The sequence below is a fragment of the Rathayibacter rhapontici genome, from assembly GCF_001995175.1.
GTDB lineage: Bacteria > Actinomycetota > Actinomycetes > Actinomycetales > Microbacteriaceae > Rathayibacter.
This window is the reverse complement of record NZ_MUKN01000058.1, coordinates 1-22,914: the sequence shown is the minus strand read 5'-3', so window position 1 is coordinate 22,914 and position 22,914 is coordinate 1. Positions and strand designations below refer to the sequence as shown.

Here is a 22,914-nt window from a genome sequence, read left to right as displayed (position 1 = left end):
GTGCTGCGGCGGGGCGCGGCGGTGAGGACCGCGGTGCTCATGCGTCGGCCTTCTGCAGCGTCGCCCACAGGCCGTAGCCGTGCATCGCCTCCACGTGCCGCTCCATCTCCTCGCGGTTGCCCTGCGCGACGACCGCGCGACCCTCGGTGTGGACCTGCAGCATGAGGCGCTCCGCCTCGGCGCGGCCGAAGCCGAAGTAGCTGCGGAAGACGTACGAGACGTACGACATGAGATTCACGGGGTCGTCCCACACGAGCACGATCCACGGGACGTCCGCGGCGGAGCGGGTGCGCAGCCGCTCGTCGGGGCGCTCGATGGTCTCAGGCACCCGTCCAGCCTAGGTCGCGGGCGGGCGGAGGGGGCGGCGCGCGGCGACTCTCCACAAGTTGCGGGAAGCGCGGGCGGTTACCGCAACTTCTGGAGAAGCGCGCGGCGAGGAGACACCCGCGCGACTCCGACTCCGGTACCGCGCTGGCCGCGCTGAGGCCGCAGCACTCGAGTCCGCTGAAGTCGTCGTAGTCGAGCTCGAGTACGACGAATTCCGCGGAGTCGGGCCCGCTGAGCCGCCGACTCTCCAGAAGTGCGGGAAGCGCGTGCGGTCACCGCAACTTCTGGAGGAGCGCGGGCGGGGTCAGGCGGACAGGCGCGGCAGGATCTCGCGCGCGAAGAGGTCGAGGTGCTCGAGGTCGTGCAGGTCCATCACCTGCAGGTACACCCGCTCCACGCCCGACGCGCGCAGCGACTCGAGGCGGTCGACCGCCTCCTGCACGCCGCCGGCGATACCGTGCTCGCGCAGCTCGGCCGGCTCGCGCCCGACGGCCGCGGCCCGGCGCGCGAACTCCGCCTCGGACGCTCCGGCCACCGCGATCAGCGCGACCGAGTGCACCAGCGACGACGGCTCGCGCCCGATCGCACGGCACGCCTCGTCGACGCGGTCGAAGGAGCCGCGGATCGAGTCGAACTCGGGGAAGGGCAGGTTGAACTCGCTCGCGAAGCGGGCCGCGAGGCGCGGGGTGCGCTTGGGCCCTCCTCCGCCGACGATCACGGGGACCGGCAGTCGCGCGGGCTTCGGCAGCGCGGGCGAGTCGGTGAGCGTGTAGTGCTCGCCCGCGAACGAGTAGCGCTCGCCGACCGGGGTCGACCAGAGGCCGGTGACGATCTCGAGCTGCTCCTCGAGCAGGTCGAAGCGGCGGGGCGGGAACGGGATGCCGTAGGCGGCGTGCTCCTTCTCGAACCAGCCGGTGCCCAGGCCCAGCTCGACCCGGCCGCCCGACATCGCGTCGACCTGGGCGACCTGGATCGCGAGGATCCCCGGCGGGCGGTAGGTGACGGAGGAGACCAGCGTGCCGAGCGCGATCCGCTCGGTCTCGCGGGCGAGGCCGGCGAGCGAGGTCCAGGCATCGGACGGGCCGGGGCCGGGATCGCCCTCGCCCATGCGGAGGTAGTGGTCGGAGCGGAAGAAGCCGTCGAAGCCGAGGGCCTCGGTCGCCTGGGCGACGGCGAGGAGATCCTCGTAGCTCGCGCCCTCCTGGGGTTCGGTGAAGACTCTGAACTGCACGGGTCCAGCCTGACGCATGACGGTGGGGAGAGTGGTGCACGGAGGCTCCGGGTGGGGCGGGTCTCGATACGCCGTCTGCGACGGCTACTCGACCGGCAAGGATCGGCGGCTCGACCAGCGAGCAGCGTCGACTCGACGCCGATCGCGTGCCACGGTGACTCCATGTCCCGACTCGACGCCGCCGCCACCGCCCACGTCGCCGCGATGCGGCATCCGCGCCTGGAGCAGATCACGCGGGTGCGCGAGGCGGTGCTGTCCGCGGATCCGCGGCTCGTCGAGTCGGTGAAGTGGAACGCGCCGAGCTACGCGATCGGCGAGCACCTGGTCACGCTGCGCCTGCGGCCGGGCGACCGGGTCGAGGTCGTGCTGCACCGCGGAGTCGCGGCGCGCGCCGACGACGTCGCGCCGGTCCTCGACGACACCCGCGTGCAGTGGCGGGCGCCCGACCGCGCGGTCCGCGCGCTCGACGCCGACGAGGATCCCGCGCTCGTCGTGCCCCTCGTGCGCCAGTGGCTGGCGGCGGTCGCTCCGGACTGAGCCCCGCGCGCTGAGCCCCGCGCGCTGAGCACAGCAGCACCCCGCGCACCTCCACGCCCGATCCGCAAGTCCGTGTTTCCGCCCCGTTCGGGCGTCACGATGACACGGATGAGCATTCTGGAAGCCGCGGTGGACGAACAGGTCCGACGACGGTTCGGCGTGCCGATCGCACGGCTCGAGCCGGTGACCGGCGGACTCGACGACCGGGCCCGCGTCTGGTGCGCGACCGACGACTCCGGCGCCCTGTGGAGCGTCAAGGCGACCCGCCGCGACGGGCGCTTCGGGCTGTCGCTGGCCGCCTCGCTCGCCGACGCGGGAGTGCCGGGCGTGATCGCTCCGCTGCGCGCCGACGACGGCCGCCCGTGGACCGAGGACGACGGCGTCCTCGTCTCGGTCGCCCCGTGGATCCTCGGCGAGGACGCGGTCGACTCCGGCCCCGACGCCCTCTCGTGGGAGGGGCTCGGCATCGTCCTGCGCGCCGTGCACGACTCCGAGCCGCCCGCCGGCGCCCCCGTCCGCCGCGGGATCCGCCGCGCCGACGCCCCGCCGCTCGCCCGCCTGGCCGATCTCGACGAGCGGATGCACGCCGTGCAGGACCACGCCGTCGCCCGGCTCTGGCGCGCCCACCGACCGCGCCTCGAGGCGCTCGCCCGGGCGGAGCGGCGCCTCAAGCGCGAGCGCACGCCGACCACGCGCGTGCCCCTGCACGGCGATCCGCATCCGGGCAACGTCGTGATCGGCGTCGACGGCCGCCCCTGGCTCATCGACTTCGACGAGGCGACCGTGGCCCCGCGCGAGGTCGACCTGCTGCTGATCGAGCTCGGCGTGATCTTCGCGCAGCCGATCAGCGACGAGCAGCGCCGCGCGTTCCGCGCGGGCTACGGCGAGGCCGCCATCGACGACTCGCGCATCGCCCGCTTCGGCTGCGTCCGAGCGATCGAGGACGCGACCGCCACGGCTCACGCGGCCCTCGACTCCGAGGACCCCGGCGAGGCCCGCGAGTCGCTCGCCTCGCTCGAGGGCCAGCTCGGCCCGCACGGCCTCGTCTCGCTCGTCGAGCACGCGCTCGACCGCCTCGACCCCCGACCACCCCGCGCACACCGCAGCAGCACACACCGCAGCACCCCGCACCGCACCCCACAGCAGAGGACACCATGAAGACACGACGACTCCTCCCCACCGCCACCGTCCTGGCCGTCACCGCCGCCCTCACCGGCTGCAGCGGCTTCGGAGGAGGGGGCGGCGGCGGATCCGACGCCGGCTCCCTCACCTTCACCACCTGGGCCAGCGAGTCCGAGCAGGCGGCCTTCGAGTCGCTGATCACCGACTTCGAGGCGGCGAACGAGGGCGTCGACGTGCAGCTCAACGCCGTCCCCTACGACCAGATGTTCAGCAACATCGACGCGCAGCTGAGCTCGGGCGAGGCACCCGACGTGTTCCGCGTCGACTACGGCAACCTGGGCGTCTACTCCAGCCAGGAGCAGCTGCTCGACGTCAGCGAGTACGTCACGCAGGAGCAGATCGACGCGTTCACGCCCGCCTTCTGGGAGGCCGTCTCGTTCGAGGGCGTGCCCTACGGAGTCCCGCACCAGACCGACGTCTCGGCGCTGCTCGTCAACACCGAGCTGCTCGCCGCCGCGGGCATCACCGACGTGCCGACCACGCTCGACGAGGCCTGGACCTGGGAGGAGTTCGCCGAGGTCGCCACGACGCTGCGCGCCTCCCTCCCCGCCGAGCAGTACCCCTTCGTCTACAACTGGCAGCTCGGCGGCACTCCGCGCTGGCTGAGCTGGCTGTTCGAGGCCGACGGCGCCCTCCTCGAGGAGGACGGCACCACGCCCGCCATCGACTCCCCCGAGGGCGCCAAGGCGCTCGACTTCACGAAGAGCTTCTTCGAGAACGACTGGGTGCCCCCGACCAGCTCGGTCAAGTCGGCCACCTACGCCGACTCCTTCTTCACCGAGGAGACCGCCGCGATGGCGTTCGCCGGCTCGTTCCTGGTGCCCGACATCGACGACCTCGCCGACTTCGAGTGGGTCGCGACTCCGATGCCCGTCGACCAGCGCGGAGCCACCGACCTCGGCGGCAACGCCCTCGTCGCCACCGCCGACACCGAGAACCCCGAGCTCGCCGCCGAGTTCCTGACCTTCATGACCGAGGCCGAGAACATGGCCGAGTTCTGCGCGGCGACGAACGAGCTGCCCACCCGCTCCGACATCGACCCCGCCTCGATCGAGTTCGCGGTGCGCCCGGACGTCATGCCCGTCTTCGTCGAGCAGGCCTCGACGATCACCCCGCGCGACGTGCAGCAGCTCACCTCGCCGTTCCTCGCGCAGATCTCGGTCGCGATGCAGGACCAGCTCGAGCAGGCGTTCGTGAACGGCCGCAGCACCGAGGAGACGCTGACCGACCTCTCCGACGCCATCGGGCAGGCGACCAGCTGATGACCACCGCCGCGCTCCGCCGCCGGGAGGGCGTGCCCGCGCCCGCCCGGCGGCGGTCGGCCGCCCGCACCAGGGAGGCGCTCACGGGCTACGGCTTCGTGGCGCCGAACATGCTGCTGATGGCGCTGTTCCTCTTCGTGCCGATCCTCTGGGCGATCCAGCTCTCATTCCAGGACTCGCGGGGCTTCGGTACGCCCGAGTGGGTCGGCTTCGCGAACTACGCGCGGATGGGCGCGGATCCCGTCTTCTGGCAGAGCCTCGCCAACACTCTGCTGTTCACCGCCGTGACCGTGCCGATCGAGCTGATCGGCGGGCTGGGCCTCGCCGTGCTGCTGAACTCGGTGCTGCCCGCGCGCGGCGTCTACCGCACGATCATCGTGCTGCCGCTGGTCATCTCCGGAGTCGCCTCCGGCATGATCGCGGTCACGATCTTCAGCGAGTCCTCGGGCATCGTGAACAAGGTGCTGACCTCGCTCGGCGCCTCGCCCGTCTCGTGGCAGTCCGAGGGCGCGCCCGCGATGATCTCGGTGATGATCACCGCGGTCTGGCTCCGGATCGGCTTCAACATGGTGATCTACATCGCGGGCCTGCAGAGCGTCTCCCCCGAGCTCTACGAGGCGGCGCGGATCGACGGCGCGACCCGCTGGCAGCAGTTCCGCGCGCTGACGGTGCCGCTGGTCGGCCCGTCGACGTTCTTCCTGCTGATCATGAACGTGATCGCCTCGTTCCAGGTCTTCGACATCGTCTTCGTAATGACCGGCGGCGGGCCGGGCTTCTCGACCTCCGTGCTCGGCACCTACGCCTACCGCAACGGCTTCCAGGTGCGCGAGCAGGGCTACGGAGCGGCGCTGGGCGTCGTGATCCTGCTGATCACGCTCGTCTTCACCTACGTCCAGTGGCGCACCAGCCGCACCCGCGACCTCGTCGAATAGGACCCCCGATGACCTCCTCGACCCTCACCCAGATCGCTCCGGCCGTCGATGCCGCACGCGCCGCCTCCATGACCCGTCGCCGTCGCGGCGGACGGGACGGCTCCCGCGCCGGCGTCGCCCTGCGCATCGTCGTCGCCGTGATCGCGTCGGCGATCGTCTTCTTCCCGCTCTACTGGATGCTCGTCATCGCGTTCTCGCCCCGCGGCGAGGTCTTCGCGCCCGGCCCGCCCCGGTTCTGGCCGAGCACCCTCAGCCTCGAGAACTTCGCCACCGTGTTCGAGCGCTTCCCGGTCGGCGACTGGTTCGTCAACTCCGTCGTCATCGGCGCCTTCGTGACCGCGCTCACCGTCGCGGTGAACCTCACCGCGGGCTGGGCGTTCGCACGGCTGCGCTTCCCGGGCCGCAACGCCCTGTTCCTCCTGGCGCTCGCGACGATGATGATCCCGGTGCAGGCGATCATGGTCGCCCAGTTCCGGCTGGTCGCCGGGCTCGAGATCTACGGCACCTACTGGTCGGTGATCCTGCCGGGGGCCGCCGCGGCGTTCGGCATCTTCCTCGCCCGGCAGTTCTTCCTCTCGATCCCGGAGGAGCTGCTCGAGGCCGCACGGATCGACGGAGCCGGTCAGCTGCGCGTGTTCCTCCAGGTGGTGCTGCCGCTCAGCCGTCCGCTGATCGCGGTGCTCGTGCTGCTGACGCTGCTGGGCTCGTGGAACGACTTCGCCTGGCCGCTGATCGCGCTCAAGGACAACGACCTGTTCACGCTGCCGATCGGACTGCTGTACCTCAAGGGGCAGTCGACGCCGGACTACAGCGCGAGCATGGCGCTGGCCCTGGTGTCGGTGCTGCCGATGGTGGTGCTGTTCCTGGCGTTCCAGCGGTACTTCGTCCAGGGCTTCGCGCGGAGCGGGATCCGGTAGTCGCACGGGTCGCGCGCCCCTGCCGCTGGTCGAGTAGCCCGCAGGGCGTATCGAGACCCACCCGCGCCGAGACATCGTGGATCTCGATACGCCCGCTGCGCGGGCTACTCGATCAGCAAGGAAGGAGAGGAGCAGCGCTCCCGCGACAGCAAGGCGGGAGCCGCAACGGCCACCCTCAGGCGAGCGCGCGCGGCGCCCCGCTGAGGATCGAGCGGCGCTTCTCGGCCTCGCCCCGCTCGATGGCCTCCGCGGCCGCGACGACCGCCTCCGCTTCCGCCGCCTTCACCACCACGACGCCGTCCGCGTCGCCGACGACCAGGTCTCCCGGAGCGACCACCACGCCCGAGATCGCGACCGGCTCGTCGAGGCGGCCCGGCCCGTGCTTGTACGGTCCCGCCGGGCTGACCGCCCGCGCGAACACCGGCATCCCGACGTCGCCCAGCGTGCCGGCGTCGCGCACCGCTCCGTCGATGACGAAGCCCGCGATGCCGAGCGTGTCGGCGCGCAGCCCGATCAGGTCGCCGATCAGCGCCCGGGTGACGTCGCCGCCGCCGTTCACGACGATCACGTCGCCGGGCTGCGCGGCGTCGAGCGCCCGATGGATCAGGAGGTTGTCGCCCGGGCGGGTCCAGACGGTGAACGCGCGGCCCGCGAGGCGTGCGCCCGCCCAGACGGGGTGCAGGCCGGAGGCGATGCCGAACCGCTCCTGCGCGTCGCCGATGTTGGCGGTCGGCAGCAGTCGCGCCCGGTCGATCAGCTCATCGGTGATGAGGGGGATCCGTGACATGAGGGGTGTCCTTCCGGTGGGCGGGGCTATTCGGCGATGAGTTCTTCGATGACGGGCTTCGCGGTCTTCTCGCGCTCCTCCCAGAGGGCGGCGACCTCGGCCGCGTCCTCCCAGGTGGGCACCGTGCCGGCGGCCTCGAGCTTCTCGGAGACCTCGGGGTCCTGCGTGGCCGCCTCGAGAGCGCCCTCGAGAGCCGCGATCGTCTCCTCCGGGGTTCCGGCGGGAGCCGAGATCGCGAAGTTGTTCGTCATCGGCTCGAGCTCGAACCCGGCGTCGGCGATGGTCGGCACGTCCGGGAGGAACGGGCTCTGCTGGTCGTTGACGACCGCGAGGATCGAGATCTCGCCCGACTTGTACTGCCCGATGAAGCTCGAGACGCCGCCGAGGGCGAAGTCGACCTCGCCCGAGACCAGGGCGGCGATCTTGTCGGCCCCGCTGTTGTAGTGGACGATGTTGAAGTCGAGCCCGAGCTCCTTCTCGATCGTGCGCAGGTTGACGTGATCGTCCCCCGCGCGGGAGTCGGTGCCCACCGTGATCTCGCCCGGCGCCGCCTCGACGGCGTCGAACAGCTCCTCGAGCGAGGTGTACGGGCTCGAGGCGTTCACTCCGATCACCACGTCGTTCAGCGCGAACGATCCGATCGGAGCGAAGCTCTCGCGGTCGAAGCCGGCCTGCTTGCTCGGGTCGAGGTACCGACCGAAGATCGACGGGATGTTGGTGAAGCCGATCGTGCCGCCGTCCTTCGCGGCCGAGGCGAGGTAGTTCAGGCCGATGACCTGGCTGCCGCCCTCCTTGTTCACGACCTTCACGTTCGCGTCGAGCTCCTCCGACAGCACCGGCGCCAGGATGCGGGCGAGGATGTCGTTGCCGGCGCCCGCCGCGGACGGGACGATCCACTCGATCGTCTGCCCGGACTCGGGGAAGGTCGCGGCCGGGGCGCGCCCGGAGCGGCGGCGGAGGACGTGCAGCCGGCGAGCAGGGCGGAGCCGGCGGCGAGGGCGATCAGGGCCCCTGCGGTGCGGTGGGGGGTTCGGGTCATGAGACAGACTCCTTCGTCTGGTCGGAGGGGATCGTGCGGGAGGCGCGTCGCGCGAGGGCGGCGGAGAGGGCGGGCCGGACGGCTCCGAAAAGCACGGCCAGCGCGATGACGGAGACGAGCCCGATGCTCAGCGGACCGCTGACGAACACCGAGTAGTCGCCGCGCGAGAGGGCGAGCGAGCGCTGGAAGTTCTCCTCCAGCAGCGGGCCGAGGATGATCGCGAGCACCAGGGGCGTGAGCGGCACCGCGAAGAGCGAGAAGAGGTAGCCGATGACCCCGGCGCCGAGCATCACGAGGATGTCGAACGTCGATCCGTTGATGCTGTAGGTGCCGAGGAACATGAACGCGATGATCACGGCCATCAGGTAGTGGAACGGCACCTTCAGCACCGCGACCCAGACCCGGGCGAGCGGGACGTTGAGGATCAGCAGGATCACGTTGCCGACGATGAGGCTGGCGATGATCGCCCAGGCCACCTCGGGGTTGTCGCGGAACAGCAGCGGACCCGGGATGAGCCCGTTGATCGTGAAGGCACCGGCCATGATCGCGACGGTCGCGCTGGTCGGGATGCCGAGGGTGAACAGCGGGATCATCGACGACACCGCGAGCGCGTTGTTCGCCGCCTCCGGTCCGGCCACGCCCTCGACGGCTCCGCGGCCGAACTCCTCGGGCCGCTTCGACACCTTCTTCTCGAGGGCGTAGGAGGCGAGCGACGTCGCGGCGCCCGGAGACCCGGGCAGCAGGCCCATGGCGAAGCCGATGACGGAACCGCGGAGGTACGGGAGGACGGAGCGGCGCAGGTCGCTGCGCGTGGGCAGGAGGCGCCCCACCTTCATCGGGCGGCGCGAGCCGGAGGATCCGCCGCGGGCCTGGGCGAGGATCTCGCTCATCCCGAAGACGCCCATGACCACGGCCACCAGGCCCAGCCCGTCGAAGAGCTCGGGGAGGTCGAAGGTGAAGCGCTGCACGCCCTGGCCCTGGTCGATCCCGACGCTGGCGATCGCGAGGCCCAGCCCCACGCTCAGCAGCGCCTTGACCGGGTCCTTCCCGGCGAAGCTCGCGACGAGCGCCATGCCGAGCACCGACACGAGGAACAGCTCCGGAGCGCCGAACTCGAGCGCGAGCCTGCTGAAGGGAGCGACGAGGACGAACCCGACGACTCCGATCAGGCCGCCGACGAACGAGGCGACCGCGGCGGTGACCAGGGCGGGACCGCCCCGGCCCTGCTTCGCCATCTGATACCCGTCGAGGGTGGTGGCGATCGAGGACGCCTCCCCGGGGATCCGCAGCAGCACAGCCGTGGTCGTGCCGCCGTAGGCCGCCCCGTAGAGGATCGCCGCGAGCATGATGATCGCGGTCGTGGCGTCGAGCCCGAACGTGACCGGGATGAGCAGCGAGACCGCTGCAGCCGGGCCGAAGCCGGGCAGGACGCCCACGAGCATCCCGATGATGCAGCCGATCAGCGCGAAGAGCAGGTGATCGGGGGTGAGGACGGTGAGCAGGCCGCCCCAGAGCTCGCCGAATCCCATGGTCACAGCCCCAGCCAGGCGAGGGGGACGAGGGTCGAGTGCGGCAGGGCCGTGTTCAGCCAGACCTCGAAGACGAGGCGCGAGGCGCCCGTCGTCGCGACGGCCACGAGGGCCGCGATCCAGAGCTTGCGACCGCCGACGAGCACGAGCACGGTGGTCAGCAGGGCGACCATCGTGACGGAGTAGCCGAGCACCGGGAGCAGGAGCGCCGCGACCGCGACGGAGCCGACGACGACTCCCACGCGCGTCCAGCCCCTCCGGTCGGGGAAGCGCGCGTCGTCGAGCTCGTCGTCCTCGCCCTGGAGGAACACGCCGAGCGTGGAGTCGGAGACCTCGGCGACGGGGAGGACGGAGCGGGTGCGGTGCGCGCGGAGGAGCCGCAGCGACCAGAGCAGGCCGGCGACGCCGACGAAGAGGCCCGCGACGAGGGGCATCATTCCCGCACCGACGCCGGTCGGTGCGGTGAGGCCGTAGCCGGCACCGGAGACGACGAGTGCGGCACCCCCGAGCGCGGCGGCTCCGGCGAGCGCCCACTCCGTGACGGTGCGAGGGTCGAGTGTCCGGGATCCGCCGGACGCGGTGCTTCTGGGTTCGATCGTGGACATCGTCGTCCTCCGCCTCTCTGCGGGTTCCTCGAGTCGCGGATGCGGGGCTGCAGTGCCCCGACTTGCGACATTGCACAGAATTGCATGCAGCTGTCAGACTGTCAAGGCGGGACCGGTAGGGTCCTCATCGACTCGAAGGGGAGTGCGCGTGAGCTTCAAATCGGTCGTCGCGAGCAACACGCGGCAGATCAGTCCGTCCGAGCGGCGGGTCATGAACGTCCTGCTCTCGGCGACGAACGCGTCCGAGATCACGGCGGCAGAGATCGCCAGCCGATCGCAGACGCACGAGTCGACGGTGGTCCGGCTCGCCCAGAAGCTGGGCTACCGCGGCTACCCGGATCTGCGGGCCGACCTGCAGCGCGACGAGGGGTCGCACGTCGAATCGGTGCCGGTCATGCGCGCGTCGACCGGGCACGACCTGCTCGCGTTCGCGACCGACGAGGCCGCCTCACTCGAGCGCCTGGCGCGCTACATCCCGCAGGAGTCGCTCGACTCCGCCGCCGGAGCGATCCACGCCGCGCGGACCGTCTACCTCTACTCCAGCGCCGACGAGCGCGCGGCGCTCGATCTGCTCGCCGGCCGCCTGCGTCGACTGGGTCTCGTCGTGGTCACCCTCGGCTACGGCGGCAAGGACCTCGCCGAGCACTTCGTGAGCTTCGACGCCACCAGCGTCCTCGTCGCCCTCGCCCTGCGCGAGGCTCCGACCTCGCTGCCGACCCTGGTCAGCGAGGCGCAGCGCCGAGGGGGCGCGGCGATCCTGGTCACGGACACGCCCGGCTACCACTTCCGCCCCGCTCCCGATCACCTGCTCGCCTCGCCGCGAGGATTCGACTCGGAGTACAACACCCTCGTCGTGCCGATCGTCATCGCCTACGCGCTGCAGCTGGCCGTCTTCCACCTCGATCCGGTCCGGTACGGCGCCGTCCGCAGCGACATCGACGACCTCACGCGCCTCGTGGGCGGAGCCGACGAGATCCCGCTGCGCCCGTGACCGGCCGGCGGTGAGCGACGGCTGGCGGCCGGCCCTCCGGGCGCAGGCCGCCCTGGTGCAGTCGGGATGGGTCGGCATCCGGCTCATGATCGGCTACCGGGCCGTCGAGCTCGGCGCGGATGCGCTCGTCCTCGGTCTCGTGGCGGCGTCCTCCGCCGTCCCCGCGCTGATCGGCGCGCTGCCCACCGGCCGGCTCTCGGACAGGGTCGGCGGAGCGCGGGTCTCGCTCCTCGGGATCGCCGTCTTCATCCTCGGCCTGGGCCTCCTGGCGCTGCCGGCCGGCGTGCCGGGCCTGCTGGTGGCCGCCGCGGTGATCGGACTCGGCAACCTCTTCGTGATGATCGGCCAGCAGACGTTCGTGGCCCACCGCGCGCGCGGAGGCTCGAGCGACAGCGGCTTCGCCACCCTCACCACCGCCGCCTCCGTCGGGCAGCTGCTCGGCCCTCCGATCGTGACGCTCGTCGCGGCCCTCGGTGCCGGCGCCGGCGCTGCTCCGAACGCGCTGCTCGGCGCTGCGGCCTGCGGCGTCCTGGTGCTCGCGGGCCTGGTCGGGAGCAGGCGGCTCCAGCGCGTCGACAGGACCGCGCCCCCTGCGGCGCAGTCGTCGGCCGGCCCGCTCCTGATGCGCGACGTCGCGCGCACCCCCGGGCTCCTCCGCTCGCTCTCGGTCAGCGCGGCCGTGCTGGTGACGGTCGACCTGCTCTACACCTACATGCCGCTGTGGGCCACCGAGCAGGGCGTCCCCGCCGTCGCCGTCGGACTGCTGCTGGCCGTCCGGGCGGTCGTCTCGGTGCTCAGCCGGATCGGGCTCGGGCGGCTCGTCTCGGTCCTGGGCCGCAAGGCGCTGCTGATCGTGTCGATCACGAGCGGAGTCGCGGCGCTGATCGCGCTGCCCCTGGTCGACGCGGGCGGCGCGATCGTGGTGATGATCGGTCTGGGGCTCGCGCTCGGGGTCCCCCAGCCGCTGACGATGGCGTGGGTGGTGCGCCTCACTCCGGAGTCGGTGCACGGCGCCGCCCTGGGCCTGCGGATGACCGCGAACCGACTCGCGCAGATCGCCCTGCCCGTCGCCATCGGCACGACGGCCGGCTCGCTGGGCTCGGCCGGCGTGTTCTGGGCGAACGCCGCGGTGCTGGTCGCGGCAGTGGCCGTCACCGCGGGCGCCGACCTCCCGCGCGACCCTCCGCACGACTGACGGGGCCGGGCGGAGCGACACCGGTGCCGCGCTCGCGGAACCCGGATGCACTGCAGGCCGGACGGGCTCCGCGAGCGGCTGACGGGGTCGGCGCGGGTGAGCCCGCGGCACCCGGCAAGCGCGTTACCGCGGCTGACGCCGGCGCTCACCTCTGGCGCGCTCCTCCGGAAGTCGCGCAGATCGCGCGCAGCTGCGACGATCACCGGAGGAGCGCGCCGGCGGTCAGCTCGGCGAGGGGACGACCGGGTGCTCCGGCGGGTCCTGCTCGTCGCCGAGGCGCGAGTCGGCGCCCTCGTCCAGGGCCTCGTCGAGCGCCTCCAGGTCGTCGACCTGCGCCGGGTCCTCCGGGGGCGCCGGGATCGAGTCGGGGTCGGGACGGCTGGTGTCGGTGACGTCCTCGGGGGCGTCGAAGCCGAAGCTGCTCATGGTTCCTCCTCCGCGGTCCGCACCGGAGGCGGTGCCGCTGTCGGCAGCCTAGGTCGGGTGCGCGAGGCGGTCACGGCCTTGACGGACGGCCGCCGCCGCTCCGCTCGCACCGACGGCGGACGAGCCGCTCAGTGCACGTACTCCAGCAGGTCGACGCCGAGGGTGCGCATGCCCTCGAGGACCGCGAGGCGGTAGTGCAGGGAGGTGTCGTCGAACTGCGTCGTCACCGCGTAGGCGGCGGAGGCGCGCGGACCGCGCAGCACACCCGTCTCGGCGCGCACGCCGGTGTCGGTCCCGGTCGTGTTGACGAGCAGCACGCCGTGGTCGGGACGGCGGTGCACGAGCGGATCGAGGCCGAACGCCGAGGCGACCATCGACAGGTCGGGGTTCAGCGAGAGCCAGCCGATGACGCGCGAGCTGACGGTCGAGTCGACGATCTCGCCGTTCGCGAGGGTGGCGAGCAGCCAGGTCAGCTCGCGGGCCGAGCCGATCGAGAGCTGCGGCGCGTCGTCGGGGCCGCGCTCGTCGCGCACGACGTCGAGGAGCGCGGTGCGCGAGAGGCCCAGGCCCTCGGCGCGCTCGCGCACGGCGTCGAGGCCCACCCGGCGGAGGAGCACGTTCGTCGCGAGGGTGTCGCTCGTCGCTCCGACCAGGGCTGCGAGATCGGCGATCGGCAGGGACGGCACCTGCAGGTGCTGCCAGACACCGGAGCCGGCGACCGCGTCGGCGGCGGTGCGATCGAGGAGGCGGAGGTTCTCCTGCGGATCGCCCGCCAGCCGGGCCGCGACCTCGACGAGCAGCAGGATCGTGCCGATGCCGGCCGTCGGCATCGAGACGGAGTCGTCGACGGCGAACAGCGTGCGGCCGGTCGCGAGGTCGACGGCGCAGGCCGAGACGACCACTCCGTCGAGCGCGAGCCGGCCGAGCGCGTCGAAGCCGCGCTGGAAGTTGTCGCGATCCTCGGAGCCCTTGTGCCGGCCGCGGCGGGCTCGTCGGGTCTCGCGGCGGGTGTCGTGGGGGATCACCACGGATCGGGCCCCTCTCCGGGGTCGGGTGAGCGGTTCGTGCGGAGGGGCGGACCACGGGTCCGTCGACGCGTCGGGACGGCGCGCGATGCACGGACGGACCCGGCGGCATCGGTCGGCTCTCGATGCCCGGATGGTCGTCCGCGGGAGGGGTCGGCGGCCGCTCGGCGACCACCGGATCCTGACTACCAGATGGTGACGCGCCGGCTCGGGGAGAGCCAGAGGGCGTCGCCTTCGGTGACGTCAAAAGTAGCGTAGAACTCGTCGATGTTGCGGACGATCTGGTTGCACCGGAACTCGGCCGGGGCGTGCGGATCGATGGCCAGCAGGCGGATCGTCTCCTCGTCGCGGGACTTCTGCTGCCAGGCCTGCGCCCACGACAGGAAGAAGCGCTCGGCGCCGGTCAGACCGTCGATCACGGGCGGCTCCTGGCCCTCGAGCGAGAGAACGTACGCCTTCCAAGCGATGCTCAGGCCGCCCAGGTCGCCGATGTTCTCGCCGATGGTGAGGGCGCCGTTCACGTGGTGCCCGGGGGTCGTCGCGGGCGCGAGGGCGTCGTACTGCGCGATGAGCGCCTTCGTCCGCTCCTCGAACGCCGCGCGGTCCTCGGCGGTCCACCAGTCGGTCAGGCGTCCGTCGCCGTCGAAGCGGGAGCCCTGGTCGTCGAAGCCGTGGCCGATCTCGTGGCCGATGACCGCGCCGATCGCGCCGTAGTTGGCCGCCGGGTCGCGGGTCTCGTCGAAGAAGGGGAACTGGAGGATCGCCGCGGGGAAAACGATCTCGTTGAAGCCCGGGTTGTAGTACGCGTTGATGGTCTGCGGAGTCATGAACCACTCGTCGCGGTCCAGCGGCTTCCCGATCTTGCCGAGCTCGCGGTCGAACTCGAACGCGGCGACGCGGCGGGCGTTGCCCACGAGGTCGGCCGGGTCGATCGTGAGGGCGGAGTAGTCGCGCCAGCGGACCGGGTAGCCGATCTTCGGGGTGAACTTGGCGAGCTTCTCGAGCGCGCGCTCACGGGTCTCGGCGCCCATCCAGTCGAGGTCGACGATGGAGCGGCGGTAGGCCTCGATGAGGTTCGCGACCAGCACGTCCATCTCGGTCTTGGCGCTCTCGGGGAAGTGGCGGGCGACGTAGGTGCGGCCGACGGCCTCGCCGAGCGAGCCCTCGACGAGCGAGACGGCGCGCTTCCAGCGCTCCCGCTTCTGCGGGGTGCCGGTGAGCGTGCGGCCGTAGAAGTCGAAGTTGGCGTCGACGAAGTCGCTCGAGAGGTACGCGGCGGCGCCTCGGACGACCTGCCACGACAGCCAGTCTCGCCACGCGGGCAGGTTGTCGTCGCTCAGGAGGCCGGCGAGGCCCTGGAGGAAGCTCGGCTGGCGGACGACGACCTCGGCGAGCGCCCCCTCCGGAGCGCCCATCGCGGTCAGCCAGACGCCGAGGTCGATGCCCGCGGCGAGCTCCTCGACCTCGGACCAGGAGCGGAGGTTGTAGGTCGCCTGGCTGTCGCGGCTGCGCACCTTGTCCCAGTGCGCGGCGGCGATCCCGGTCTCGAGGGCGACGATGCGCTCGGCGCGCTGCTCGGCCGCGCCGATGCCGGCCAGCTCGAGCATGCGCGCGACGAACGGCGTGTACTTCTCGCGGACGGAGGCGAACTCCTCCTCGCGGTAGTAGCTCTCGTCGGGCAGCCCGAGGCCGCCCTGGTTGACGAAGACGAGGTAGCGCTCGGGGTGGCCCGGGTCGTTGTCGACGAAGAGGCCGAAGAGCCCCGGGACGCCGGTGCGCTCGAAGGCGCCGATCGCGGCGAGCAGGCCCGCGATGGAGTCGACGCGCTGCACGGCGGCGAGGTCGTCGGCGATCGGGGTCGCGCCGAGCTCCTCGGCGCGGGGCTCGTCCATGAAGGAGGCGTAGAGGTCGCCGAACATGCGCTCCTCGGAGCCCTGCTCGGCGGTCGCGGCCTCGACGATGATGTCGCGCACCGCCTTCTCGGCCTCCTCCTGCAGCGCGTGGAACGAGCCGTAGCGCGCCTTGTCGCTCGGGATCTCGGTGCGGTCGATCCAGAGGCCGTTGACGTGCCGGTAGAGGTCGTCCTGCGGGCGCGTCGCGGGGTCGAGTTCGGGGAGGTCGATACCGGAGCGAGGCGTCGTCGAGGTCATGGCGACCACCCTACGACGGGCCGCCGACACCCGCCCGTGCGGCGACGGCCCGGGCGGGTCCGAGGCGCCGCGGCGCGCCTCCGGAGGCGCCACCCGCGACCCGACTCCGGCTCGCAGGAACGCGTTCGGCTCGCAAGATCCAGCGGTCCCAGCGAGCCGAACGCGGTCTCACGAGCCGGAGGTGCTCACCAGCGGTCGGAACCTCCGGGGCGGGACGCGCCTCAGGAGACGGGGACGATCAGGCCGTCCCACTCCTCCAGCAGGTGGTCCTTGGTGCGCTGGTCGGTCAGCAGCTCGTAGAGCGCGGCGACGCGCGGGTCGTCCTCGAGCTCCGGAGTCGTGGCGAGCACGTTGTAGTAGCTGCTGTCGGTGCCCTCGATCAGGATCGACTGGTCCTCGGTGAGGCCGGCGGGCAGCGCGAACGTGGCGGTCACGAAGACGGCGTCCTGGTCGGGGAGGGCGAGGGCGAGCGAGGCGTTCTCGATCTCGGTGAACTGCAGGTCGCGCGGGTTCGAGGTGATGCCCTGCAGGTTGGTCACGTCGTCGTCGACCTCGATGATCCCCTCCGACGCGAGGAGCTTGAGCGCGCGGCCCTCGTTCGTCGGGTCGTTGGGGATCGCGACGGTGGCGCCGTCCTCGAGGTCGTCGAGGCTCTCGAGCGACTCGGAGTAGAAGGCGGCGGCGGGGAGGTAGACCTCACCGGCGCTGACCAGCGAGCCGCCCGCCTGCGAGTTGTAGGTCTCGAGGAACGTGACGTTCTGGAAGAGGTTCGCGTCGGTGCTGCCGTCCGAGAGCGCGGGGTTCGGCGTGTTGTAGTCGCTGAACTCGACCCACTCGATGTCGAGTCCCTTCTCCTCGGCGAGGTTCTCGTCGACCCAGGTCAGGAGGTCGCCGGCGGGGGTCGCGAGGGCGCCCACCTTGATCGTGCCCAGGTCGCCGGAGTCGGCGGACGCGTCGGAGCCGGAGTCGCTCGAGCAGGCGGACAGGCCGAGCATCAGGATCCCCGCGGCGGCGAGGGCGGCGGAGCGGATGGTGCGGGAGCGGGTCATGGCGTCTTCTCTCGGTCCGGGTTCTGAGGGGAGGGGTGCGGAGAGCCGGCGGCGTCCGACTCCAGCGCCGCGATCGCCTGCTCGGGCTTCGCGCGCCGGTCGTGCCCGACCAGGCGCGCCGCGAGCGCGGCCGCCGCCTGCACGATCTGCACGATGACGAAGAGCACGACGATGACCGCGACGATGTGGATCCAGCTGTAGCGCTGGTAGCCGTAGGTGAGGGCGACGTTGCCCAGTCCACCGCCGCCGACGACGCCGACCATGGCCGAGAAGTTGATGATCGAGGTGATCGTGGTCGAGAGGCCGAGCACGATCGCGGGGCGGGCCTCGGTGAGCAGGACCCGGCGCACGAGCTGCCAGCGGGAGGCGCCGAGCGACGCGGCGGCCTCGTACAGGCCGGGGTCCACCTCCTTCAGCGCGATCTCGACCATGCGGGCGAAGAAGGGGATCGCGATGATGGCCAGCGGCACGATCGCGGCCGTCGATCCGATGAACGTGCCGATGATCAGGCGCGTGAGCGGGATGAGGGCGATCATCAGCACGATGAACGGCACGGAGCGGCCGAGGTTCACGATGAAGCCGAGGACGCGGTTCACGGCGGTGCCCAGCGCCCTCGATCCACCGAGGCGCTCGAGGAACCCGCCGCGCTCGGTGCCGACCAGGACGATGCCCAGCGGCAGGCCGACGAGGATCGTCACCAGGGTGGCGACGCCGACCATGTAGAGGGTCTCGCCGAGGCCCTTGAGCACGACCTCGATCAGGTCGCTCCAGAACGTGGGGGAGTTCACGTCGATCACGCGGCCTCGCCTCCCCGCAGCCACTCGACGGCGAGCCCCTGCGAGCGCAGGTCGGCGACGGCGCGGGCGACGGTGGTGCGATCGCCCGGGAGCGCGAGGCGCGTGCGGCCAGCCTGGCTGCCTCCGATCGTCTCGATGACGGCGCCGAGGATCGACACGTCCATCTCGTAGCCGCGCGCGAGCTGAGCGATGACGGGGCGGTCGGCCGAGCCCCCCGAGAAGGTGATGTCGATGATCGCCGAGCCGTCGTCCTCGGGCAGCGCTCCCAGGGGGAAGAGCTCGCGGGCGAGGACGGAGCCGGGCGTCGAGACGAGCTGCACGAGCTCGCCCTGCTCGACGATCCGGCCCGACTCCATCAGTGCGGCGGAGTCGCAGACGCGCTTGACGACGTCCATCTCGTGCGTGATCAGCAGGACGGTGAGCCCCAGCTCGCGGTTGAGGCGGCGGAGCAGATCGAGGATCGAGCGGGTCGTCTCGGGATCGAGGGCGCTCGTCGCCTCGTCCGAGAGGAGGACCCGCGGGCGGCCGGCGAGGGCGCGAGCGATTCCGACGCGCTGCTTCTGACCGCCGGAGAGCTGGGAGGGGAAGCTGCCCGCGTGCGCCGAGAGGCCGACGAGGTCGAGCATCTCGGCGGCACGGCGCGGGCGCTCGGCGCCGCGGACTCCGATGGTCTCGAGCGCGAACTCGACGTTCTGCTGCACCGTGCGGTTCGAGAGCAGGTTGAAGTGCTGGAACACCATGCCGATGTCGTGGCGGGCGCGGCGCAGCGCCCGCTCGTCGAGGTCGGTGAGCGTCACTCCGCCCACCTCGACGGTGCCGGAGTCGGGGCGCTCGAGCAGGTTGACCGCGCGCAGGAGCGTGCTCTTGCCGGCGCCGGACTGGCCGACGACGCCGAAGATCGCGCCCTCCTCGACGTGGAGGCTGACGTCGTCGAGCGCGCGGACGGCGCGGGCGCCTCCGAACGTCTTCGAGAGGCCGGTCGCGGTGATCACGGGCAGGGGCTCCTGACGGCCGTCGGTGCGGGGTGAGCGGTCTCTCAGGCTACGGGGAGCGGTGACGGCGCGTGACGGAGGATGACGGAATGTGACGCCGGGAGGGTCCGGAGCGGTGCCTCCCGGCTCGCGGGAACGCGTTCGGCTCGCGGGAACCGTGAGGTTCCGCGAGCCGAACGGCGTTCCGCGAGCCAGAGGTGGATCAGGCCTGCGTCGCGGAGGAGCCGACCTGCGACTCGACGTACGCGCGGATCGGAGTGGTGGGGTGGCCGATCAGGCGCGCGAGCGATCCGTCGGTCCCGCCGAGCAGGCCCTCGGCGATGTTCGCGTCGAGTCCGACGAGGAAGCCGACGCCGCCCTCGGGGACGCCCGCCTCGGTGAGGATCCGCGCGTGCTCGGCCGAGTCGACGTGCGTGATCGAGGTCTCGCGACCGGCGACCTCGCCGACGATCGCGGCGAACTCGTCGAAGGACCACGCGACATCGCCGGACAGCTCGTGCACGGTGCCGACGAGGGAGGCGTCGACCAGGGCCACGGCGGCCGCCTCGGCGTAGTCGCTGCGGGCGGCGCTCGAGACGCGGCCCTCGCCGGCGCTGGAGAGCGTGGTGCCGGTGGAGGCGAGCTCGGCGACGGTCTGCTCGTAGTTCTCGTTGTACCAGCCGTTGCGGAGGATCACGGCGGGGATGCCGGAGGCGGCGATGGCCTCCTCCGTCGCCTTGTGCTCGGGAGCGAGGATCAGGGTGCTCGTGGTCGCCTTCGGGGCGCTGGTGTAGACCAGGCGCGCGCCGGCGCGGACGGCGGCGTCGATCGCGGCGGTGTGCTGGGCGACGCGCTTGCCGACCTCGGAGCCCGAGACGAGCAGGACGGCCTCGGCGCCCGCGAAGGCGGCGTCGAGCGAGGCGGGGTCCTCGAAGTCGGCGACGGCGATGCGCACGCCCAGGTCGGCGGCGAGCGCCTCGAGCTTCGCGGCGTCGCGGCCCGTGGCGACGATGTCGGAGGCGGCGGTGCCGCGGGCGAGCAGGTGCTCGACGGCGAGGCGTCCGAGGTGGCCGGTGGCTCCGGTGACGACGAGGGTCATGAGGTGGTCCTTCCGTAGGGCGGCGAGGTTCCGCCGACCCACCCTGCAACCGCGGATCCGTCCGAGTACTTCCCGGAATGCAGTACGCACTATTTCGTTAGTACTAGGGACACCCTTTCCAGGAGGCACCGTGATCACCACCGACAGCACCCTCGTCGCCGCCGACGTCTATTCGGCCGACTGCGGCAGCCGCGAGATCTTCGGCCACGTCACGAGCAAGTGGGGGGTGCTCGTCCTGGCGGCGCTCGCTCCCGGCACGCAGCGCTGGGCCGAGCTGCGGCGGCGCATCGGAGGCATCAGCGAGAAGATGCTCGCGCAGACCCTCCGCACCCTCGAGGAGGACGGCTTCGTGCACCGCGAGGCGCACCCGGTGATCCCGCCGCGGGTCGACTACAGCCTGACTCCGCTGGGCGCGGAGCTGGCCGAGAGGCTCCTGCCGGTGGTCGACTGGATCGAGGAGCACGCCGTGCCGCTGATCCAGGCCCGCGACGCGCGGAAGCGGTAGAGCGCAGGCGCGGGGGTCTCGATACGCCCCTGCGGGGCTGCTCGACCAGCAGGAAGCGGGCGGCTCGCTCGAGTGAGGTGAGCCTCTCCTACGTCGCTCGACGTTCACCTCGCGTTCAGGACGGATCCGCCGCCGGGTGACGTGCCCGCCCGCTGCCCCTGGTTCCCTCGAGGTCTCCCCACGCCTGCGAATCGAAGGACGAGACGACGATGACCGACACCTCCCGCCGACTGCTGCTGCCCATGGCCGGGCACACCCGGGGGAAGCGCAGCCCCGTCACCTGTGCGCTGAAGTGCGCCAACGCCTGCTCCGCCGCGACCTGCAACACGTCGCACAACAGCTACTTCCGCGACATCGTCGGAGCGCAGATCTCGCGCCGCGGCGCCCTGGGCCTGGGCCTGGCCGGCGCGGTCACTATCGCCGTCGCGTCCCCCAGCGCCCCGACCGCCGAAGCCGCCACGGCCGCGGCCGCCGGCGACGCGTCCCCGCTCGTCTTCACTCCGATCGCGCCCGTGCCGGCCACGGTGGACCAGTTCATCGTGCCCGAGGGCTTCGCCTGGCAGCCGATCATCCGCTGGGGCGACCCGCTCTTCGCCGACAGCGCCGAGTTCGACATCACCGACCAGACCGGCGCGGCGCAGTCCGGCCAGTTCGGCTACAACAACGACTACACCGACATCGTCGAGATCCCCGGCTCGAAGCGCCTGCGCGCCCTGCTGGTCGTCAACCACGAGTACACGAACGAGAACATCATGTTCCCGGCCGCCCAGCTCGAGTCCGAGCCGGAGCGCGTGCGCGAGGTGGGCCGCGCCGCCCACGGCCTCAGCGTCGTCGAGCTCGTCCGCACGGCGGTCGACCGCCCCTGGGCCTACGTCCGCGGGGGCGAGCGCAACCGCCGCTACCTGATCGACACCCCCTACGAGGTGACCGGCGCGGCCGCCGGCTCGTCGCTCCTGAAGACCGTCGCCGACCCGGAGGGACGCACCGTCCTGGGCACGCTCGGCAACTGCGCCGGCGGCACGACGCCGTGGGGCACGATCCTCTCGGGCGAGGAGAACTTCAACGGCTACTTCCGCGCGACCGGCACGAGCGCCGAGGAGAAGCGCTACGGCCTGACCGACGAGGAGACCTCCCGCCTCTGGGAGCTCGACGACCCGCGCTTCGACGCCCGCACCCCCGGCTACGAGAACGAGCCGAACCGCTTCGGCTGGATCGTCGAGTTCGACCCCTTCGACCCGGAGTCGACGCCGAAGAAGCACACCGCGCTCGGCCGCCTCAAGCACGAGGGCGCGAACGTCATCATCGCTCCGGACGGCCGCGTGGTCGCCTACCAGGGCGACGACGAGCGCTTCGACTACCTCTACAAGTTCGTCTCGAAGAAGCGCTACATCGAGGGCGACCGCGCGCACAACAAGACGCTGCTCGAGGAGGGCGACCTGTACGTCGCCCGCTTCACCGGCGACTCCCCCGTCGCCGAGATCACCGGCACCGGCGCGGTCCCCTCGGACGGCGGCTTCGACGGCATCGGCGAGTGGCTCCCGCTGGTCGTCGGCGGCGCCTCCGCCATCGCGGGCATGAGCGTCGAGCAGGTCCTGGTGCACACCCGCCAGGCGGCCGACCTCGCCGGCGCGACCAAGATGGACCGCTGCGAGGACGTGCAGCCGAGCCTGGTCAGCGGCCGGATCTACGTCGCCTGCACCAACAACTCCGAGCGCGGCACCGAGGGCACGGAGGGCGCGACCGAGATCAACCCGCGCACCGAGAACCGCGACGGCCACATCGTCGAGATCATCGAGGACGGCGGCGACCAGACCGGCCGCACCTTCACCTGGAACCTGCTGATGCTCTGCGGCGACGCGGCGCAGGGCGACGTCGTCTACTTTTCCGGCTTCCCGGCCGAGAAGGTCTCGCCGATCTCGTGCCCCGACAACCTGGCGTTCGACTCCGTCGGGAACCTCTGGATCTCGACCGACGGCGCGCCCAGCGGCATCGGCTACAACGACGGCCTGTTCAAGGTGTCGCTGGAGGGCGCGGACCGCGGCAAGGTCGAGCAGTTCCTCTCGGTGCCCGTCGACGCCGAGACCTGCGGCCCGATCGTGCACGACCAGGACCAGCACGTCTTCGTCGCCGTGCAGCACCCGGGCGAGGACGGCACCTTCGAGGCCCCGACCTCGTACTTCCCGGACTTCGCGGCGAGCGGAGCGGTCCCCGCCGGGGCGTTCGCGGCCCCGCGTCCGTCGATCGTGCAGATCCTGCCCGCCTCGCAGGTCGTGGCGCCGACGCCGACTCCGACGGCCGGCCCGACCACGGCGCCGACCTCGACGCCCACGGCCGCCCCGACCACGGCGCCGACGGCCG

22 protein-coding genes are annotated in these 22,914 nt (G+C 72.0%); 9 read left to right on the top strand and 13 right to left on the bottom strand.

All coding sequences use genetic code 11. The features are described 5' to 3' along the window. Positions 1-37: 37 nt before the first annotated feature. Together clpS and B0T42_RS15685 are read right to left on the bottom strand one after the other, a co-directional pair. Positions 38-328 carry an ATP-dependent Clp protease adapter ClpS gene (gene clpS / locus B0T42_RS15690; protein ID WP_056868751.1) on the bottom strand — a complete coding sequence of 97 codons (291 nt, stop codon included), beginning with the start codon at positions 326-328 and terminating at the stop codon, positions 38-40. 303 nt (positions 329-631) lie between these two features. Then, the gene (locus B0T42_RS15685; protein ID WP_094742782.1) at positions 632-1,558 is read right to left on the bottom strand and encodes an LLM class F420-dependent oxidoreductase; all 927 of its coding nucleotides are present in this window, start codon (positions 1,556-1,558) and stop codon (positions 632-634) included. 162 nt (positions 1,559-1,720) lie between these two features. Between B0T42_RS15685 and B0T42_RS15680 the strand changes: the two genes are divergently transcribed. The 5 genes from B0T42_RS15680 (at position 1,721) to B0T42_RS15660 (ending at position 6,388) form a co-directional block, all read left to right on the top strand. Continuing rightward, positions 1,721-2,095: a DUF1801 domain-containing protein gene (locus tag B0T42_RS15680; RefSeq protein WP_077223996.1), complete on the top strand. Its 375-nt coding sequence runs from the start codon at positions 1,721-1,723 to the stop codon at positions 2,093-2,095. 108 nt (positions 2,096-2,203) lie between these two features. After that, the gene (locus tag B0T42_RS15675) at positions 2,204-3,253 is read left to right on the top strand and encodes an aminoglycoside phosphotransferase family protein (RefSeq protein WP_158078155.1); all 1,050 of its coding nucleotides are present in this window, start codon (positions 2,204-2,206) and stop codon (positions 3,251-3,253) included. Further along, positions 3,250-4,539 carry an ABC transporter substrate-binding protein gene (locus tag B0T42_RS15670; RefSeq protein ID WP_077223992.1) on the top strand — a complete coding sequence of 430 codons (1,290 nt, stop codon included), beginning with the start codon at positions 3,250-3,252 and terminating at the stop codon, positions 4,537-4,539. Before B0T42_RS15675 ends, B0T42_RS15670 begins: the two co-directional genes overlap by 4 nt. After that, entirely contained in the window at positions 4,539-5,471 is a 933-nt protein-coding gene (locus tag B0T42_RS15665; protein WP_077223990.1) for a carbohydrate ABC transporter permease, read from the top strand. Before B0T42_RS15670 ends, B0T42_RS15665 begins: the two co-directional genes overlap by 1 nt. A gap of 8 nt (positions 5,472-5,479) precedes the next feature. After that, positions 5,480-6,388: a carbohydrate ABC transporter permease gene (locus tag B0T42_RS15660; protein ID WP_236720340.1), complete on the top strand. Its 909-nt coding sequence runs from the start codon at positions 5,480-5,482 to the stop codon at positions 6,386-6,388. 175 nt (positions 6,389-6,563) lie between these two features. On the opposite strand, the gene B0T42_RS15655 is transcribed toward B0T42_RS15660, so the two are convergent. The 4 genes from B0T42_RS15655 to B0T42_RS15640 all read right to left on the bottom strand — a co-directional run bounded on the left by B0T42_RS15655 (position 6,564) and on the right by B0T42_RS15640 (position 10,348). Beyond that, complete coding sequence (locus B0T42_RS15655) at positions 6,564-7,175, bottom strand: RraA family protein (protein WP_077223988.1); 612 nt, start codon at positions 7,173-7,175, stop codon at positions 6,564-6,566. Between the two features lie 26 nt (positions 7,176-7,201). Further along, complete coding sequence (locus tag B0T42_RS15650; RefSeq protein WP_269087534.1) at positions 7,202-8,020, bottom strand: tripartite tricarboxylate transporter substrate binding protein; 819 nt, start codon at positions 8,018-8,020, stop codon at positions 7,202-7,204. 190 nt (positions 8,021-8,210) lie between these two features. Continuing rightward, positions 8,211-9,743, bottom strand: a complete 1,533-nt coding sequence (locus tag B0T42_RS15645; protein WP_077223984.1) for a tripartite tricarboxylate transporter permease — start codon at positions 9,741-9,743, stop codon at positions 8,211-8,213. Positions 9,744-9,745: 2 nt separating this feature from the next. Continuing rightward, positions 9,746-10,348, bottom strand: a complete 603-nt coding sequence (locus B0T42_RS15640) for a tripartite tricarboxylate transporter TctB family protein (RefSeq protein WP_077223982.1) — start codon at positions 10,346-10,348, stop codon at positions 9,746-9,748. 148 nt (positions 10,349-10,496) lie between these two features. Here B0T42_RS15640 and B0T42_RS15635 point away from each other — a divergent pair, with 148 nt between their 5' ends. Continuing rightward, the gene (locus B0T42_RS15635) at positions 10,497-11,339 is read left to right on the top strand and encodes a MurR/RpiR family transcriptional regulator (protein ID WP_139344538.1); all 843 of its coding nucleotides are present in this window, start codon (positions 10,497-10,499) and stop codon (positions 11,337-11,339) included. 10 nt (positions 11,340-11,349) lie between these two features. After that, entirely contained in the window at positions 11,350-12,534 is a 1,185-nt protein-coding gene (locus tag B0T42_RS15630) for an MFS transporter (RefSeq protein WP_077223979.1), read from the top strand. A 222-nt stretch (positions 12,535-12,756) separates the two neighbouring features. Here the strand turns inward: B0T42_RS15630 and B0T42_RS15625 are convergent, their stop codons facing one another. From B0T42_RS15625 to B0T42_RS15595, 7 genes are all read right to left on the bottom strand, one after another. Further along, a complete protein-coding gene (locus B0T42_RS15625; protein ID WP_077223977.1) occupies positions 12,757-12,960 on the bottom strand; it encodes a hypothetical protein in 204 nt (67 codons plus the stop codon). Positions 12,961-13,088: 128 nt separating this feature from the next. Beyond that, on the bottom strand, positions 13,089-13,985 hold the full coding sequence (locus B0T42_RS15620) for a serine hydrolase (protein ID WP_446737385.1): 897 nt from the start codon (positions 13,983-13,985) through the stop codon (positions 13,089-13,091). 185 nt (positions 13,986-14,170) lie between these two features. Next, positions 14,171-16,135, bottom strand: coding sequence for a M13 family metallopeptidase (locus B0T42_RS15615; protein ID WP_077223973.1), 1,965 nt, complete (start codon positions 16,133-16,135; stop codon positions 14,171-14,173). Positions 16,136-16,356: 221 nt separating this feature from the next. Then, complete coding sequence (locus B0T42_RS15610) at positions 16,357-17,184, bottom strand: MetQ/NlpA family ABC transporter substrate-binding protein (protein ID WP_077223972.1); 828 nt, start codon at positions 17,182-17,184, stop codon at positions 16,357-16,359. Continuing rightward, on the bottom strand, positions 17,181-17,981 hold the full coding sequence (locus B0T42_RS15605) for a methionine ABC transporter permease (protein WP_077223970.1): 801 nt from the start codon (positions 17,979-17,981) through the stop codon (positions 17,181-17,183). The genes B0T42_RS15610 and B0T42_RS15605 overlap by 4 nt, the downstream gene beginning before the upstream one ends. Beyond that, on the bottom strand, positions 17,978-18,973 hold the full coding sequence (locus B0T42_RS15600) for a methionine ABC transporter ATP-binding protein (protein ID WP_077223968.1): 996 nt from the start codon (positions 18,971-18,973) through the stop codon (positions 17,978-17,980). The genes B0T42_RS15605 and B0T42_RS15600 overlap by 4 nt, the downstream gene beginning before the upstream one ends. 202 nt (positions 18,974-19,175) lie before the next feature. Further along, entirely contained in the window at positions 19,176-20,051 is an 876-nt protein-coding gene (locus B0T42_RS15595) for an NAD(P)H-binding protein (RefSeq protein ID WP_077223966.1), read from the bottom strand. Positions 20,052-20,181: 130 nt separating this feature from the next. On the opposite strand from B0T42_RS15595, the gene B0T42_RS15590 reads away from it, so the two are divergent. Beyond that, complete coding sequence (locus B0T42_RS15590; RefSeq protein ID WP_236720339.1) at positions 20,182-20,556, top strand: winged helix-turn-helix transcriptional regulator; 375 nt, start codon at positions 20,182-20,184, stop codon at positions 20,554-20,556. Positions 20,557-20,765: 209 nt separating this feature from the next. Further along, positions 20,766-22,914 (top strand): PhoX family protein (locus B0T42_RS15585; protein WP_139344537.1); only part of this gene is annotated, 2,149 nt, incomplete at its 3' end.

Coding starts and splice junctions, on each gene's coding strand:
- B0T42_RS15680 (WP_077223996.1), top strand. CDS start 1,721: ATGTCCCGACTCGACGCCGCCGCCACCGCCCACGTCGCCGCGATGCGG.
- B0T42_RS15675 (WP_158078155.1), top strand. CDS start 2,204: ATGAGCATTCTGGAAGCCGCGGTGGACGAACAGGTCCGACGACGGTTC.
- B0T42_RS15670 (WP_077223992.1), top strand. CDS start 3,250: ATGAAGACACGACGACTCCTCCCCACCGCCACCGTCCTGGCCGTCACC.
- B0T42_RS15665 (WP_077223990.1), top strand. CDS start 4,539: ATGACCACCGCCGCGCTCCGCCGCCGGGAGGGCGTGCCCGCGCCCGCC.
- B0T42_RS15660 (WP_236720340.1), top strand. CDS start 5,480: ATGACCTCCTCGACCCTCACCCAGATCGCTCCGGCCGTCGATGCCGCA.
- B0T42_RS15655 (WP_077223988.1), bottom strand. CDS start 7,175: ATGTCACGGATCCCCCTCATCACCGATGAGCTGATCGACCGGGCGCGA.
- B0T42_RS15645 (WP_077223984.1), bottom strand. CDS start 9,743: ATGGGATTCGGCGAGCTCTGGGGCGGCCTGCTCACCGTCCTCACCCCC.
- B0T42_RS15640 (WP_077223982.1), bottom strand. CDS start 10,348: ATGTCCACGATCGAACCCAGAAGCACCGCGTCCGGCGGATCCCGGACA.
- B0T42_RS15625 (WP_077223977.1), bottom strand. CDS start 12,960: ATGAGCAGCTTCGGCTTCGACGCCCCCGAGGACGTCACCGACACCAGC.
- B0T42_RS15615 (WP_077223973.1), bottom strand. CDS start 16,135: ATGACCTCGACGACGCCTCGCTCCGGTATCGACCTCCCCGAACTCGAC.
- B0T42_RS15610 (WP_077223972.1), bottom strand. CDS start 17,184: ATGACCCGCTCCCGCACCATCCGCTCCGCCGCCCTCGCCGCCGCGGGG.
- B0T42_RS15595 (WP_077223966.1), bottom strand. CDS start 20,051: ATGACCCTCGTCGTCACCGGAGCCACCGGCCACCTCGGACGCCTCGCC.